Below are 15,990 nucleotides of genomic sequence, written 5' to 3' on the forward strand. Positions count from 1 at the left end.
ATCCCGATCGTGCGCGCGCCCGACAATGACGACGAGTTGATCAAGCTGTCGAACTCCACCGCCTTCGGCCTGTCGTCGGGCGTTTGCACCAACGACTACCGCCGCATGCAGAAATACATTGCCGGCCTGAAAGTCGGCACAGTCAACATCTGGGAGGTCCCAGGCTACCGCATCGAGATGTCCCCCTTCGGCGGCATCAAGGACTCAGGCAACGGCTACAAGGAAGGCGTCATCGAGGCCATGAAAAGCTTCACCAACGTCAAGACCTTTTCGTTGCCGTGGTAGCCGATTAAGGGAGCCTCCACCCTTTGCGGCCACGGAGCAGCCGCGCGGCGCCATCGCCACGATCAGATGCTTGGCCTCGTTGCCCGCGCATGCTCGTTGGTGGCCGTGATGATTTCTCCCAGTTTTTCAAAATCATCCCTGCGGGGAGAACGCTTTCGCCAGGCAAGCCCGATGACCCGCTTCGGTTCGGGATCCTCGAACCGCATCAGACGGATGGCCTGCCGGTTGGTCTCCACTCCCACGCTGATCTCCGGAATCAGCGTCATTCCGAAGCCGTTGGCTACCATCTCCAGAAGCGTCGACAGGCTCGACACGCCGAACGTGGCCGCGTTTTCGACCTGCCGCAGGCCGCAAAACGTCAGGGCCTGGTCCCGGAAGCAATGGCCCTCCTCCAGCAGCAGCAGCTTGTCGCTTTCGACCATATCGGGGGTCGCCCGCACACGGTTCGATATCTGCTTCGATCGCGACATGGCCAACAGGAAGCGGTCGTCGAAAAGGCGAAGCGTTTCGATGGCCGGGTCGTCGACCGGCAGCGCCAGCAAAAGAAGGTCGAGGCTCCCATCCAGCAGTTCGCGCAGCAGGAACTGGGTCTGGGTCTCGCGCAGGCGCAGGTCGAGATCGGGATAGGTTTCCCGAACCAGAGGCAACAATCCGGGAAGGATGTAGGGCGCAACCGACGGGATGACCCCCAATCCCAGCGGCCCGGACAATGATTTGCCGTTCTGGCGTGCGACATCGACAATGTCGCGCGCATCGGAAAGAATCCGCGCGGCGCGAAGTGCTACGCTCCTGCCGCTGTTCGTCAGCATGACCGACCCACGCCCTCGTTCAAAGAGCTGGACTTCCAGAAACTTCTCCAACTCCTGGATCTGCATCGAGAGCGCAGGCTGGGTCACCGAGCACTGCTCCGCGGCCTTGCCGAAATGCCCGCAGCGGGCTACCGCATCGAAATATTTCAACTGTTTCAGCGAGATCATTTCAATCAGTTTTCCTTATCGACTTTGGCTGGTAATCTTATTGGACCTGATCGTCAAGGTCGAGTACACTGGGACAGACACTAGACCGATGACCCTTCGGCAATCGGCCCTAGAGCCGTCGCATGAGCGCCGAACGCCAACTGATTGGTGCACGGGCCGCGGCGGCACCCCCCTGGAAATTCGTTAGGAGTATTCTGATGATCGTTGAAAATAAAACCACAAATTCGCCCGGTGGCGTTCGTGAACTTTATACGGACGATACAGTCCTGGCCCTCAATGCCGCACTGGCGGAAAGCGGCATCGATGCCGGGCAGGTCATCTCCGTCCTGCCCGTCCCCGGCCAGGGCATGGGGCAACCCGTACCGCCGCGGTTCCGCGTCCTTTATCGGTCCAATTGACGCCGAGACAGGCGCGAACCCACGCCCACACAGATCGAAGATTTTTTGCAAACGAGCCGGAAAGGAATGACGACATGACGGACCAGAAGCCAGGCACCGGATCCACCATGAGCACAGGCGCTCCGGCACCCAGCGACCGCAATTCGCTGACGCTGGGAGCCAACGGCCCGATCCTGCTGCACGATGTGCATTTCCTCGAGCAGATGGCGCATTTCAACCGCGAAAAAGTTCCGGAGCGCCAGCCGCACGCCAAGGGTGCGGGCGCGTTCGGCGTGCTGACCGTCAGCGAGGACGTTTCCGCCTTCACCAAGGCAGCCCTGTTCCAGAAGGGGGCCAGCACCGACATGCTCGCCCGCTTCTCGACGGTCGCCGGTGAAAACGGCAGCCCCGACACATGGCGCGACGTGCGCGGCTTCTCGCTGAAGTTCTACACCGACGAAGGCAATTACGATCTCGTCGGCAACAACACGCCGGTGTTCTTCGTGCGTGACCCGATGAAGTTCCCGCACTTCATCCGCAGCCAGAAGCGCCTTCCCGATTCCGGCCTGCGCGACAACCACATGCAGTGGGATTTCTGGACCAACAACCCGGAAACCGCGCACCAGGTCACCTATCTGATGGGCGAACGCGGCCTGCCGCGCACGTGGCGCCACATGAACGGCTACGGTTCGCACACTTATATGTGGATCAACGCCAAGGGCGAGAAGTTCTGGGTAAAATACCACTTCCACACCACGCAGGGCATGGCGTTCTTCAACAACGCTGAAGCGGCCGACATGGCCGGCAGCGATACCGATTTCCACCGCCGCGACCTGTTCGACGCCATCGCGCGCGGCGAGCATCCGAGCTGGACGCTGTCGGTTCAAATCATGCCCTATGCCGATGCCAAGAACTATCGCTTCAACCCATTCGACCTGACCAAGGTGTGGCCGCATGCCGACTACCCGCTGATCAAGGTCGGCGCCATGACGCTGAACCGCAACCCGGAAAACTTCTTCGCCCAGATCGAGCAGGCGGCGTTTTCGCCGGGCAACACGGTTCCGGGTATCGGCCTGTCGCCGGACAAGATGCTGCTCGGCCGCGCCTTCGCCTATAACGACGCGCAGCGCAACCGCATCGGCACCAACTTCCACCAGTTGCCGGTCAACCGCCCGAAAGTGCCGGTCAACACCTACATGATCGACGGCCAGATGGCCTTCGATCACACCGGTAACGCGCCGGTCTACGCGACCAACAGTGGCGGCCGCCCTTGGGCCGACCAGACCGGCCCGGCGGAGGATGGCTGGGAAACCGACGGCGAGATGACGCGCAGCGCCTACACGCTGCATGCAGAGGACGATGATTTCAGCCAGCCCGGCAGGTTGGTGCGTGAAGTCTGGAACGACGCGCAGCGCGCGCAGTTCGTCGATCAGGTCGCCGGCGCCTTGTTGGGCGGCGTGCGCGAACCGGTGCTAAGCCGCGCCTTCCAGTACTGGAAGAACGTCGACGCCGCTACCGGCAAGCAGATCGAGGACAAGGTCCGCGCCGGCAGCGCTCCGAAGCCTGCCGAAGGTATGGGCGAAGCCTGACCGCAACGGACGAAATTATCCGCCTGTTCGCGCCTTGCGGTGCGGCAGGCGGGCAAATTGGCAGGGCGTCGCTTCGTGACGCCTTGCCCGCTCTGCAATTTCTCTTGTTGGATGAGCAGGAGCGGAAGATATCCGGCGCTAGCTCCGCACATTCCGACTATTCAAGGCGGCCGCGGTCCAGAAGCCCAGACACAACACGCATGCGCCGACGCCGACCGCGATGAGGACGGTATCGTAGCTACCGGTCGCCGACCATAGCCAGGCAGCGGCCAGGGGAGAAACCGCCAGCGTGATGTTCATGGGGGCGACCAGCGCGCCGTTGATCGCTCCATAGGCATCCCTGCTGATCATTTCCGGCACCATGAGGCCGCGCACGATGGTGATCATGCCGTTAGCCCCGCCGTAAAAGGCCGCAATCACCGCGATGATCGCCACGTTCGGCGGAGCCAAGGCGAAGCCAAGGACGGCAAGCGGAAATGCAATGACGATCATGGACCCAACCCTGCGGATCGGAGCGTTGGGAGCGAACATCATGATCAGGATGCGCCCCGCCACCTGCGCCGGTCCGATCACCGCCAGCACGGTGACGACGCCGGCGGTATCGAGGCCGCGTTCGAGCAGCAGCGGATAGAAGTGAAACGTCAGCGAGGCGAAGGCGACTTCATAGCCGACAAGCGCGACCATGAGCGCCCAGAAGACCGGACGACGCATGGCCCAGGCGACCGCCTTGCGGCCAGCCAGGGGTGGCGCTTCGTGCGGCTGTCGCACTGGGACCGCAAAATCCTTGGCGGGATCGATCGCCAGGAAATAGAGCCCGCCGCAGACGACGATGTTGATGCCGCCGAGAACCATGAGCGCGCCCCGCCAGCCGATCCCGTCGATGAGGAATTGAATGAGCGGGATGAAGACGGTGCTGGCGAACCCGCCCCACAGTGTCAGGGCCGTGATGCCGCGTCGCGCGTTTCCCGAGCCGACGCGTCTTGCGATCACCGCGAAAGCGGGCTCGTAGAAGGTCGCGGCCTGCAGGCAGCCGATCCCGGCGAAGATGGCGTAGAAGACGAAGACATTCGACACCTGCGACCAGGCGAAGAGCAGAAGGCCCGCGCCCACCGATGCGAGGCTCATGACGATGCGGCCTTGCCCACGGTCGATGGCGGCGCCGACCGGATAGGCGGCGAGACCCGCGAGCGTCAGGCCAAGTGTCGCGGCACCGTAAATCTCGGTCTTCGACCAGCCGAGATCGGTGCGCATCGCCTCGGCCATCAGCGCGAAGGAATAGTAGAGCGTTCCCCAGGAACAGATCTGGGCGATACCGAGGGCGGTGATCAGCCGCCCGACCCCTGCCCCCGCCCCGGCTCCGGCATCGCGCTTTCGCGCCTCGTCATCAAGCGCCGTGGATGTCACGCGGCACTCCGGCAACAGGTGGCGTCGGTCATCGGCACGACGGTCACGCGACCGCCTGCCGAACGGCCGGCGCGCATTTTGCGTCGGCACAGCATTCGTCCGCGAGATACCCGATCAGCGCATTCATGCCGGGGTAATTGGCACGACAGACCAGGGTGGTCGCCTGGCGCTCCTGCGTCACCAGGCCCGTGTCGACAAGCCGCTTGAGGTGGTGCGACAGGGTCGAGGCCGGAACGTCCAGCTTCTCCTGGACACTCCCCACGGCAAGACCTTCGTCGCCGGCGCGCACCAGGATGCGATAAAGCTGAAGCCGCGTCGAATTGCCGAGCGCCTCAAGCTGGGATGCTGCTTTTTCGAGTTCCATGGAAATAGAGGTAGCCGCCGCATCCCGGGCCGTCAAGAAGGCCGGCCGGAATATACATGCGCCGGTCCCCGCCCCTTGTTGGGCAAGCGATGGGTGGGGCTGCCCGGCACCGGCAGCGAACCCGTGGCAGGCGTGGCCGGCACCACAACAGCACCGGCCAGCCCGACATCACTTGGAGAACATCAGGCCTGCTGGATAGCGGAAAGCTTCCACGCAGCACCGTTCTGGCGGGTGAACGTCCACAGTTCGGTGGTTTCTGTCGGCTGGTCGGCATCGCCATCGACGACCTTGCCGGTAGTGCGGTCGCGGGTCACGTCGAGCGAGGAGTACTGCAACGCGGCCGTCGCGTAGTCGCTGTCGCCCTCACGCCAGCTTTCAGCGATATCGGCCTGCAACAGATCGACCTCCGAAACATCGTTGCGGACGCCATTTTGAGCGTTGTCGGCCAGTTCTTCCGACAGGAAGGAAACCATTTCGGGCGTCACCAGGCGGCGCAGCGCACCATGATCTTCGCGCCCGTACGCTTCCTGAACCTGCGTCAGCATCTGCTGGAAGGTTTCCAGGTCGTCCTCGGTCAAGGCGATATCCTCGGAAGCGACAGCCTCAGTCGCGCGGCCAGATCCGGAGCCCGAGCCGATGCCCGGAATCCCGAAGGACGACGCATTGGCCGCTTCGCGCTGGTCGCCGCGCCCGAAACCCGCCGCGCCGCCGGAAAGACCGGCCCCGGCCATCGCCGGCGTACGCGCCGATTGAGAGCGGAAAAAGCGAATGGCCAGCATGATCGCGCCGCCGATCAGCAGCATCTGGATGAGAAAACCGAACATGCCGGCAAGGCCGCCAAAGCCCTGCCCCAAAAGGACGCCGAGCAGGCCGCCAAGCAGCAGGCCGCGCATCATCGACCCGCCGAGCCCGTTCATCAGGCCCGGACGCTGCGCGCCCATCGGCTGCTGGCGGGCGGCCGTGTTGTTTCCGGTACTGGGCGTCATCGAACGTTCGACCGGCGCGGTTTGTGCCGGTGCCGTCCGCGTAGGCGGCGCTGACTGGAAGGTACGCGCGCCCCGGCTGCCGAAGCTGCCGCCGCGCCGCGCCTCGGCGTGATCCATCGCCGTCATGGAAAATGCCAGGAACAGGGCCGAAAACAGCGCTGCAAATCGGACGTTAGGCGAAGTCGACATCGGCGGTTCCTCAATGAATCCCGTGTTGGGAATGCTGTGTTGGCTGCTAGAGCGGTCTTGGCCCGAGAGAGGCGCATGGCCTGTCTCGCGGGTGTGCGCGGTCAGTCGAACAATTCTTCGAGGAACGATTTTCTGCGCTTGGGATAGCGATGGCCCTTGGAGCGGGCATAATCGTCATCATCATGGCCGCGCCCCGGCTGAGGTGCATACTGCTGCGGCTGCGCGTAAGGCTGCGGCTGCGGCTGCGGCTGAGGCGCGGCTTCCTTGCCGGCGCGCTCGATGATCTTGTCGAGTTCGCCGCGATCGAGCCAGACGCCCCGGCATTGCGGGCAATAGTCGATCTCGATGCCCTGACGCTCGCTCATGACCAGAGCGACGCGGCAGGAAGGGCAAACCAGACCCAGGATGGAAGATGTCATGCAAACCTCCGAACCGATATTGGACATGAGCCCACTCGAACCGGATTGATGTTCTTCAATACCATGGAACGGGCCCTTTCACGCGGTCCGACATCACGATCGCCCGGAGGCGACAGTCAGAGGGGCCCGGCCCGCGCATGGGATTTGGGCGCGGCGCAATCGACTTTCAAGAGCGCCGTGCCCGAAAAGCATCCCCGCCGGACGATTTTTTCGCGCGCGAAACGATGACGCCGGCAGCGCCCGTTCGAGGCTGGTCCACGGCCCCCTTGAATTTCCGGGCCCGTTCGGCTAGACGAGCCGCACCAGGCCGGGCCCCTCTGGCGGTTCCCATGAACCGTGATGTCGGACTGGATATCAAAACAGGTGGCCTGGTGTTCGTGGAATTTCATCGACCGTAGCTTTTGCAGCGCAACCGGCTCCGACACGAAAGTGCCGCCGCCGCTTTGCCCGGTCGATCCACACATTCGGGCGCCCCAACGAACAACGGGTCCCACATGAGCGAACTTTTTACCCCGGAAGCCCTTTCCGCCCTTCTTCAAGTCATTTTCATCGACCTGGTCCTGGCCGGCGACAACGCCATCGTCATCGGCCTTGCCGCGGCAGGCCTGCCGAAAGACCAGCGCAACAAGGCCATTCTTATCGGCATCATCGCGGCCACGGTGCTGCGCATCGGCTTTGCCGCCATAACCACCCAACTCCTGCAAATCGTCGGCCTGCTGCTCGTCGGCGGCGTCCTGCTTTTGTGGGTCTGCTGGAAAATGTGGTCCGAACTGCGCGCCGGTCATAGCCAGGAACAAGTCGATGCCATCGAGGGCCGCGAGAGCGGCGTCGACGGTGGCGCTCCGCGCAAGACGTTCGCCCAGGCGGCATGGTTGATCGTCGTCGCCGACGTGTCGATGTCGCTCGACAACGTGCTCGCCGTGGCGGGCGCCGCGCGCGATCATCTGACGATCATGATCTTCGGCCTGATCCTGTCCATCGCCATGATGGGCCTGGCCGCAACCTACATCGCCCGCCTGCTGCAGCGCTTCCGCTGGATCGCTTATCTCGGCCTCGCGATCATCCTGTATGTCGCGCTGGAGATGATCTATCGCGGCGGCAACGAGGTGCTGGTCTACCTCAACCCCTGAGGTCTCTTAGCGACCGCCTCCGTTAAGGCGGTGCATGCCTATTTGGCCTGCACCGCCGCAAGGTCACTCAGGAAGTCTGGGTCTAGGGTGCGAGGTCCTTCGAGCCCAGCGTGATCGGCTTGGCGCAGGCCGCTATCACATGCGGAAAGCTCGGCTGTGCGACGAGCCCGCCCTTGGCGGCGTCGAGCCAGAGGATTGCGCCTTCCGCGAACGGATCCTGATCGGAGACGACATCCTTGCACGCCTGCTGCTCGCCGGAGGCGGCGTAACGCGTCTGATAAAGGCGGGTCAGCGCCGACGGGCCGGCCTCCCCCTCACGCGGCAGGAAGCCCGGCTTGAACAGCCTCTTCCAGTCGAGCGCCTTGCCGTTCGCAAGATCGATGGTGAGCGGATCGGCGGCATCTTCGGTCGGATAGGCGGTGGCGCAGAAATAGCTTCGCCGCACGTCGACCGAAAGATAGCGCGCCGACACATAGCTCGCCCGGACCGTCTCCTCGAAACTTTCACGGACCGGTGACTGGCCCGCTTGCCGAACGGCGTCGAGACAATCGAAGCGCTGTTGGCGGTCGGCTTTCTCACGGCCGGCGAGCATCCCGTTTGCCACTCGGCGCACATCCGCGCTGGCTCCCGCAACGAGCCGCGGATAGACGATTTTTCCCGGCGGGCTGCGCAACGGCTTCACCGTCACGGCGGACCCGGCGAATGCCTGGGCACAGCCGAGCAGCAGGGCAAACAGAGCCGTCAACGGCAGCGAGCGGGCCAATTTTTCGAACATGTCGTCAAGCATCCCGGCAAAGCTCATCCATATCTCTTCCCTTTATTCACATATTACTCAAACCCGAGAAGTATGTGAATAAATAATCGCGCCTGCACTTCCGGCGCTTTGTTCTCATGCTACCTTCCATGGCGGTGGGCACTCGACACATTCGTTGCCGATCACATAGCTTGGGCGGCCTGGCTCCGATTTCCAGCAAGTCTCGGCCACGAAGGGGGATGGCATGGCGGACAATCTGACCATCGCCCAGCGGCTGGATCGCCTGCCCGTGACCCCGCTGCATGTCGCGTTGCTCGCGCTGGCCGCATTCGGGCTGTTTGCCGATATCGCCGAGGTGGCGTTGGGCAATGCATTCTCCGGAATTTTCTCCGCAGCCCCGTACCATGCCTCGCGTGGCGAACTGGCGTTATTGCTTGCGTCCGTCTTCGCCGGCGGTGCGATCGGCGCGCCGGTGTTCGGTTGGATCGCCGACCGCCATGGCCGCAGGATCGCGCTGCAATCGGCGTTGGTTCTGTTGACGGTGAGTTCGCTGGCTGTCGCGGCGAGCCGCGACATGGCCGCCATGACCATTTTCCGCTTCGTTTCCGGCCTGGCGCTGGGCGGTTATCCCCCGTTGACCGCCGCCTATCTTTCGGACCTGCTGCCGCCCCGACGCCGGGGCATGCTGATGATGCTGTGCGCGGCCCTGGCCTTTCTGGGGGCACCGGTCATCATCCTGATGGTCCGCTGGCTGACCCCGATTGCACCCTTCGGAATCGAGGGATGGCGCTGGGCCCTGATCTTCGGCAGCGCGTGCTCGGCGCTGACGGCAGCCTTCTTCTTCCTGGTGCCGGAATCGCCGCGCTGGCTGGCATCGGTCGGCCGCACCATGATGGCCGAGGAAGCTTGCCGGCGTTTCGAGGCCTCGGCTGGAATAATATCTGCGCCGACCCGCGAGTTGCCGGCGCTCGAGCGCGCCCGGACGAGCGGCTTTCGCGCGCTGGCCAACGATCGCACCAACCTGCGGCGCACAGCGCTGCTCTGCGCGCTCTACATGCTCGGGCCGTGGGCAACGATCGGCTTTCCGCTGCTGAGCGCGGCCGTGATGGTGCACAAGGGATTTCACGTCAGCGATTCCCTGCTGGTCGCGGGGCTGACGATGTTCGGGCCGGCGCTCGGGATTTCGGCGGCAGCGTCCTTCATCGACAAGATTCCGCGGCGACGGGTGCTCCTTGCCTGTGCCGCCACGATGGTGGTGACGGGCCTCGGCTTCGCAACCGGTACCGCCCTGCTGCCGCTGATCGCAGCCGGCGTGGCGTTCAATCTCGCCAGCGCCGTCTACAGTGTCGTGCTCGGGCTCTATGCAGCCGAATTGTTGCCAACGCATCTGCGGGCCTCCGCGACTGCCGGAGCCTGGGGATTGGGCCGGATGGTGTCGGCGCTGGTGCCGATCGTGCTGCTGCCGCTGCTTGGCGGCTACGGCGCGCTGGCGATGTTCACCGTCATCTCTGCGGCGCTGTTGGCCAGCCTCGCCCTGATCCGGGTCGCGGCCCCGCCGGGGCGGGAGCGCATGCCGGTCGAATAACGCAGCCCCATTGCGCGCCTCATGTCCAGAAAGCTCCGTTCAAGCCGAACGGCTTCTGGACCGGGTCGAGCCGCACCCTTGTCGTGATGGATCGGATCAAGACCGGCGTCACAGTGCCGCTGCACCAACCCGGCTGATGTCTTGCCCCCAAAGCAGTGACTTTTCGTTGCTGCGTCACCGTTTGGCTTAGAGCATGTCTCCCGAAAGTGGGCACCGGTTTCGGGGTAAAGACATGCGAGAAAACTAAAGGACGGCAAGCGAATCTGAAAGATCGCGACTTGCTTTAGGAGCCGACCGTCTCCTTGTGTGGCTTGCCCTGAAGCTGCGCCAGTTCTTCGATGGGGATGTGGCAGCGCAGCGCATGGCCGGCCTCGACGTCGGCCAGGGGCGGCTCCTTGTCCTCGCAGATGCGCCCGATCTTGCGCGGGCAGCGCGTGTGGAAGACACAGCCGCCCGGCGGGTTGCGGGCGCTGGGGATATCGCCTTCCAGCCGAATGCGGGCGGCAGGCGCGCCTTCCAGCTTCGGCACCGCCGACAGCAGCGCCTCGGTGTAGGGATGGTGCGGGCCTTGGAAAACACGTTCAGCCGGCCCCACTTCCATGATGCGGCCGAGATACAGCACCGCGATCTTGTCGGAGAGATAGCGCACGACGCCGAGGTCGTGGGAGATAAACAGGTAGCTGACGCGCCGTTCGGCCTGCAGGTCGGCCAAAAGGTTGAGGATCGCCGCCTGCACCGACACGTCGAGCGCCGACGTCGGCTCGTCGCAAACGACGAGGCGCGGTTCGCCGGCAAAGGCGCGGGCAATGGCGACACGCTGTTTCAGGCCGCCCGAAAGCTGGCGCGGTTTTGACGCCAGATACCGTTCGGGGAGCTGTGCCGAACGCATCAGGTCGAGTAGGCGCGTGTTGAGCGCGTCGCCGCTCAGGCCGCCGAGCCGCTTCAGCGCGCGGCCGATGACATGGCGCACCGTGTGCGAACGGTTGAGCGCGGAGTCCGGGTTCTGGAAGACGATCTGCATCGCCTTGACCTGATCGCCCGAGCGCTCGTCGATGGTCGGCGGCAGCGGCTTGGCGTCGAGCAGGATCGCACCATCGGCATCCGGCGGCAAAAGGCCGAGCAGCAGGCGCGCGAACGTCGTCTTGCCGCTGCCGGATTCGCCGACCAGCCCCAGCGTCTCGCCAGCCGCGATCTCAAGCGAGACGCCGGCCACGGCACGAAGGCCATGGTCGCCGGAGGCGAAGGTCTTGTTGAGGTCGCGTACCTGCAGCACCGGAACCGCCTCTGCCGCTGGCGCCTGATACCTGACCTGCGCGGGGGTCTGGCGCGGCAGGTCCTGTGCCCGCTCGTGATAATGGCAGCGCGAGAACCGCCCGCCAATATCGTGCAGGGGCGGCAGTTCGCGGCGGCAGCGGTCGTCCGCCAGCGCACAGCGGTCGGCGAAGGGACAGCCGGAAATCGTCGCGCCGGGCGACGGCAGCGTTCCGGGGATCGTGTCGAGCCGGCTTTGATCCTTGCGCTGGCCGGCGCGCGGCAGGCAGCGCAGCAGCGCCACGGTATAGGGGTGGCGCGGCGCGGTGAAGAGCTGTTGCGTCGGCCCCTCCTCCACCAGCATGCCGGCATAAAGCACGCCGACGCGGTCGCACATCTTGGCGACGACGGCGAGATTGTGGCTGATGAACAGGATCGAAGTGGAAAACTCGCGCCGAAGTTCGCCGATCAGGTCGAGGACTTCGGCTTCCACCGTCGCGTCCAGCCCCGTCGTCGGCTCATCGAGGATCAGCAGCGCCGGGTCCTTGGCGAGCGCCATGGCGATGGCGACGCGCTGCTGCATGCCGCCCGAAAGCTGGTGCGGGTAACGCAGGGCAACGTTTTCAGGATCGGAAATGCGCACCCGCTCGAGAATTTCGATCGACCGCTTCTGTGCCTCGGCGGCGGAAGCGCCATTCATCTCGAAGATCTCGGTAACCTGGCGGCCGATCCGCAATGTCGGGTTCAGCGCCTTGCCGGGTTCCTGATAGACCATGGAGACGCGCTTGGCGCGCAACTGCCGCAACGCCTCACGGTCGAGCCGCGTGACGTCGATGCCGTCAATGGCGATGGTGCCCGCCGTGACGTGGCCGGCGCGCGGCAGGTAGGCCACGGCGGCGAGCGCCATCGTCGATTTGCCGCAACCGGACTCGCCGACGAGCCCATAGGCCTCGCCGCGGCCGATTCGAAAGCTGACGTCGCGCAGCACGGCGCGGTCGCGCCCGCCGGAACGATAGGCGACCTTGATGTTTTCGACCGATAGCGCGTCAGTCATCCAGCGCCCCCTGAACCCCGTCGGCCATCAGGTTGACGCCGACCACCAGCGTCGCGATGGCCAGCGCATCGAACAGGACCGTCCACCAGAAACCGCCGCCGATCATGCCGTAATTGCTGGAAACGCTGAGGCCCCAGTCGGGCGACGGTGGCTGGATGCCGAAACCCATGAAGCTCAGCGTCGCCACCGCGAAGATGGCGTAGCCGAGGCGCACCGTCGATTCGACCAGGATCGGCGGCAGCACGTTGGGCAGGATTTCGACGAACATGATATGGAGCGCGCCTTCGCGGCGCAGTTTCGCCGCCGCCACATAGTCGAGTTCGCGTTCCGACAGCACGGCCGAGCGCACCGTGCGCGCGATGATCGGCGAGAAGCTGAGGCCGATGACCGCGATCACCGTGACCTTCGAGGTGCCGAGCGCGACGATGGCGAGCAGCGCGGTGATGACCACCGGTACGGCCATGAAGGCTTCGAGGATACGGCTGACGATGTCGTCGATCAGGCCGCGAAAATAACCGGTCAACAGCCCGAGTGCCGTGCCGAAAATGGTGGCCAGCAGCGTTGCCAGCGGCGCGACGGTGAGGATGTCGCGGGAGCCGACGATGACCCGCGAAAACACGTCGCGGCCAAGCTGGTCGGTGCCGAACCAATGTTCGGCCGACGGCGGCGTCAGCGAGTTGATGATGTCGTTGGCGAGCGGATCGTAAGGCGCGAAATGCTCGCCAAACAGCGCGCAGGCAATCCAGAACAGCACGATCGCGCCGCCGATCAGGAAGGAACCGGAGCGGCCAAGGGCGGCCAGCGTCTCCCTGGCGCGGCTGCGCGCCGCTTCCGGCGTCGAAGCGATGTCGGCGGCGCTCATGGCTCGGCTCCCAGCCGGATACGGGGGTTGAGCATCGAATAGGTAAGGTCGGCGATCAGCGTCGCCACCGCGTAGACGATGCCGATGGTCAGGATGCCGGCTTCCAGCACCGGAAAATCCTTGCCGCGCGCGGCGGTGAAAATGAGCGAGCCGATGCCCTGGTAGCGAAACAGCGTCTCGACCACGACCAGCCCGCCGATCAGGTAGCCGGTCTGGGTCGCGATCACGGTGATGGTCGGCATCAGCGCGTTGCGCAGCACGTGACGCCAGATGACCGTGCGCCAGGGCAGGCCCTTCAGCACGGCCGTTCGCGTATAGTCGGAATCCAGCGCCTCGATCATGCCGGCCCGGCTCATGCGCGCGATATAGCCAAACAACACCAGAAACAGCGGCAGTGCCGGCAGGATCAGGTAGTAAAGCTGGGTGAAGAAGCCCGCACCTTCCGGCCACGTCGCCGCGATCGGCAGCCATTTCAGCCAGATGCCGAAGACCAGGATGAGCACGATGCCGGTGACGAATTCAGGCAGGACCGTCGCCGAGAGGCCGCCAAGGCTGATGATGCGGTCGATGGGGCGGTTGACGTTGAGGGCGGCCACCACGCCGCCGAGAATGCCGAGCGGCACCACCATGACGAAGGCGACGAGCGCGAGCTTGAACGAATTGCCGAGCGCATCGAGCACGAAGGGCGCGACCGGCGAGCGGAAAATATAGGACGTGCCCATGTCGCCGGTCACGAAATGCGAAATCCAGTCCCAATACTGGACCACATAGGGGCGATCGAGGCCGAGCTGCTGGTTCAGCGTCTCGACGGCGCGCTGGTCGGCGAAGGGGCCGAGGATGGCGCGGCCGACATTTCCCGGCAGCACCTGGCCCCCCGAAAAGACCATGATGCTGAGAAGAAACAGCGTAACCAGCGACAGCGAGATGCGTCTCAGGAGGAAGCTGAGAATGACCGGGCCCTCCGGTTGCGGCCTAAAATGGACAGTCGCGGCCTGCCGTCGCGAGGACGGCGGGCCGCAGCTTCAAGGCTTCATTCGATCACGCCTTGGAGGCGCGGTCGAGGAAGATTTGCGACATTGCTGTCGGATTGACGCCGGTTACGCCTTTCGCGGTGGCCGACAGATAGTCGAAGAAATAGCCGATGACCATCGGCGTTTCCTCAAGCAACAGGCGCTCGATCTTGCCGGCGTCGGCCTTCTGGGCCTCGAGGTCGAGGGCCGCGATATAGCTCGCCGCCAGCGTGTCGTATTCGGCGTTCTTGAAGTGTGCTGCGTTCCAGGTGCCGTCGCTTTTCAGCGGCGCCGACAGGAACACGTTCGGCACCCCGCGATGGCCGTAGTCGGTGATGCCCATGGTGGAATCCAGCCAGTTGGATTTGCCGAACACCGCGTCCCCGTAATAGGTGCCCGAGTCCATCACATCGAGCTGCATGTCGATGCCGATCTCCTTGACGAAGTTCTGGACAAGCTGGGCGTATTCGGGGATTTCCTGATAGCGCTGCGTGGTCAGGGTGATCTTCTGGCCCTCCTTCACGCCGGCGGCTTCCAGAAGCTGCTTGGCCTGCATCAGGTCCAGCTGGCGCTGGGCGACCGAGGTGTCGGTCGAGGGGTAGACGGGCGCGAACGGGCTGTCATTACCCGGCTGCGCGCGGCCGCGCATCAGGCCCTGCGTCAGCTTGTTGCGGTCGATGCTGAGCGCGATGGCGCGGCGCACGCGCGGGTCCTTGAACGGGTCCATGTCGTTGCGCATGTGCATCTGGTGATGCGTGGAGGACTTGTTGCTGAGGATCACCACGGATGGATCGTTGAGCAGGCCTGCGCCGGCCAGAACCGGCAACTGGTTGATGACGTCGACCTGCCCACCCTGCAGCGCCAGGATTTGCGGCTGGATGTCGGCGAAGAACACGAATTCGACGCGCGCCGGCAGGGCCTTCTCGCCCCAATAGTCTTCGTTGCGCACGAAGGACGCGCCGACCTTTTGCGTGTATTTTTCCAGCTTGAACGGGCCGGTGCCGATGAAATTCTTCTCGAAATCCCCGGCATAGTCGGCCGGCAGGATGATGGCGTTGTAGTTGTCGGACGACACCAGATACGGGAAATTGCCGTTGGGCGCGTCGAGGTGGAATTCGACCGTGAGGTCGTCGACCTTGCGCACGGCTCCCTTGCTCAGCACGCCGGTGAAAACGGAAAGCGCGTTGGAGGAATTGGCCGGGTCGGCCAGCCGCTCGATGCTCGCCACCACGTCTTCGGCCTTCATCTCGGCCCCGGTGTGGAACTTGACGCCCTTGCGCAGCTTGAACGTCCACACCGTGCCCTTGTCGTTGGGCGACCAGCTTTCGGCCAGCATCGGCTGCAAGATGAGGTCCGGGCCGTCCATGCACAGGAATTCGCCGGTCTGCTGCAGCATGACGAGACCGCCGACATCGGGTGCGGTCACCGGATCGACGGCGCCGTTCGGCGCATTGCAGGCGACGCGGATGGTGGCGCCGGCCACCCCTTCCGCACGGGCAGTGGTGGGCAGGGAGCCGAAGCCGGCGGCAAGGCCGAGCTGGCCGAGCAGCGGCAGCGACAGGCCAAGCAGGCTGCCATGGCGGACAAATTCGCGACGGCTGATGCGACCGGCGACGAGACCGTCGATCAGGTGATTTTCCAGCGGGTTCCGGCGACGCCGGAGCAGGTCGAGCAAGCGATAGTCTTTCATGACGTGTTTCTCCCCTTGGTGTTGTGACAGCGATTGGTTTGAAAGGTTATCCTGTTATGAACGG

15 protein-coding genes are annotated in these 15,990 nt (G+C 64.3%); 5 read left to right on the forward strand and 10 right to left on the reverse strand.

Annotation, left to right across the window (positions count from 1 at the left end; genetic code table 11):
* A partial coding sequence (locus ACX3P1_RS23205; protein WP_459081945.1) for an aldehyde dehydrogenase family protein occupies nucleotides 1-285 on the forward strand: 285 nt, incomplete at its 5' end.
* Nucleotides 286-347: 62 nt separating this feature from the next.
* Here ACX3P1_RS23205 and ACX3P1_RS23210 read toward each other — a convergent pair.
* Nucleotides 348-1,262: a LysR substrate-binding domain-containing protein gene (locus ACX3P1_RS23210; RefSeq protein ID WP_459081947.1), complete on the reverse strand. Its 915-nt coding sequence runs from the start codon at nucleotides 1,260-1,262 to the stop codon at nucleotides 348-350.
* A gap of 122 nt (nucleotides 1,263-1,384) precedes the next feature.
* On the opposite strand from ACX3P1_RS23210, the gene ACX3P1_RS23215 reads away from it, so the two are divergent.
* Together ACX3P1_RS23215 and ACX3P1_RS23220 are read left to right on the forward strand one after the other, a co-directional pair.
* Entirely contained in the window at nucleotides 1,385-1,660 is a 276-nt protein-coding gene (locus ACX3P1_RS23215) for a hypothetical protein (RefSeq protein ID WP_459081948.1), read from the forward strand.
* Between the two features lie 74 nt (nucleotides 1,661-1,734).
* The gene (locus ACX3P1_RS23220; protein WP_459081949.1) at nucleotides 1,735-3,228 is read left to right on the forward strand and encodes a catalase; all 1,494 of its coding nucleotides are present in this window, start codon (nucleotides 1,735-1,737) and stop codon (nucleotides 3,226-3,228) included.
* Between the two features lie 138 nt (nucleotides 3,229-3,366).
* Here ACX3P1_RS23220 and ACX3P1_RS23225 read toward each other — a convergent pair whose 3' ends face one another.
* From ACX3P1_RS23225 to ACX3P1_RS23240, 4 genes are all read right to left on the reverse strand, one after another.
* The gene (locus ACX3P1_RS23225; RefSeq protein ID WP_459081950.1) at nucleotides 3,367-4,632 is read right to left on the reverse strand and encodes an MFS transporter; all 1,266 of its coding nucleotides are present in this window, start codon (nucleotides 4,630-4,632) and stop codon (nucleotides 3,367-3,369) included.
* Nucleotides 4,633-4,675: 43 nt separating this feature from the next.
* The gene (locus ACX3P1_RS23230; RefSeq protein ID WP_459081951.1) at nucleotides 4,676-4,996 is read right to left on the reverse strand and encodes an ArsR/SmtB family transcription factor; all 321 of its coding nucleotides are present in this window, start codon (nucleotides 4,994-4,996) and stop codon (nucleotides 4,676-4,678) included.
* Between the two features lie 182 nt (nucleotides 4,997-5,178).
* Entirely contained in the window at nucleotides 5,179-6,171 is a 993-nt protein-coding gene (locus ACX3P1_RS23235; RefSeq protein WP_459081952.1) for a Tim44 domain-containing protein, read from the reverse strand.
* A 101-nt stretch (nucleotides 6,172-6,272) separates the two neighbouring features.
* Nucleotides 6,273-6,590: a TFIIB-type zinc ribbon-containing protein gene (locus ACX3P1_RS23240; RefSeq protein WP_459081953.1), complete on the reverse strand. Its 318-nt coding sequence runs from the start codon at nucleotides 6,588-6,590 to the stop codon at nucleotides 6,273-6,275.
* Between the two features lie 494 nt (nucleotides 6,591-7,084).
* Between ACX3P1_RS23240 and ACX3P1_RS23245 the strand changes: the two genes are divergently transcribed.
* Nucleotides 7,085-7,720 (forward strand): TerC family protein, encoded by a 636-nt coding sequence (locus tag ACX3P1_RS23245; RefSeq protein ID WP_459081954.1) that lies wholly within the window; start codon nucleotides 7,085-7,087, stop codon nucleotides 7,718-7,720.
* A gap of 82 nt (nucleotides 7,721-7,802) precedes the next feature.
* Here ACX3P1_RS23245 and ACX3P1_RS23250 read toward each other — a convergent pair whose 3' ends face one another.
* The gene (locus ACX3P1_RS23250) at nucleotides 7,803-8,522 is read right to left on the reverse strand and encodes a hypothetical protein (protein ID WP_459081955.1); all 720 of its coding nucleotides are present in this window, start codon (nucleotides 8,520-8,522) and stop codon (nucleotides 7,803-7,805) included.
* A 196-nt stretch (nucleotides 8,523-8,718) separates the two neighbouring features.
* On the opposite strand from ACX3P1_RS23250, the gene ACX3P1_RS23255 reads away from it, so the two are divergent.
* The gene (locus tag ACX3P1_RS23255; RefSeq protein WP_459081956.1) at nucleotides 8,719-10,059 is read left to right on the forward strand and encodes an MFS transporter; all 1,341 of its coding nucleotides are present in this window, start codon (nucleotides 8,719-8,721) and stop codon (nucleotides 10,057-10,059) included.
* A gap of 283 nt (nucleotides 10,060-10,342) precedes the next feature.
* Here the strand turns inward: ACX3P1_RS23255 and ACX3P1_RS23260 are convergent, their stop codons facing one another.
* The 4 genes from ACX3P1_RS23260 to ACX3P1_RS23275 all read right to left on the reverse strand — a co-directional run bounded on the left by ACX3P1_RS23260 (nucleotide 10,343) and on the right by ACX3P1_RS23275 (nucleotide 15,926).
* Nucleotides 10,343-12,364, reverse strand: coding sequence for a dipeptide ABC transporter ATP-binding protein (locus tag ACX3P1_RS23260; RefSeq protein ID WP_459081957.1), 2,022 nt, complete (start codon nucleotides 12,362-12,364; stop codon nucleotides 10,343-10,345).
* Entirely contained in the window at nucleotides 12,357-13,226 is an 870-nt protein-coding gene (locus ACX3P1_RS23265; RefSeq protein WP_459081958.1) for an ABC transporter permease, read from the reverse strand. The genes ACX3P1_RS23260 and ACX3P1_RS23265 overlap by 8 nt, the downstream gene beginning before the upstream one ends.
* Entirely contained in the window at nucleotides 13,223-14,176 is a 954-nt protein-coding gene (locus ACX3P1_RS23270) for an ABC transporter permease (protein ID WP_459081982.1), read from the reverse strand. The genes ACX3P1_RS23265 and ACX3P1_RS23270 overlap by 4 nt, the downstream gene beginning before the upstream one ends.
* Before the next feature lie 88 nt (nucleotides 14,177-14,264).
* Complete coding sequence (locus tag ACX3P1_RS23275) at nucleotides 14,265-15,926, reverse strand: ABC transporter substrate-binding protein (protein ID WP_459081959.1); 1,662 nt, start codon at nucleotides 15,924-15,926, stop codon at nucleotides 14,265-14,267.
* Nucleotides 15,927-15,990 lie beyond the last annotated feature (64 nt).

The organism is Mesorhizobium sp. A623 (assembly GCF_054489405.1).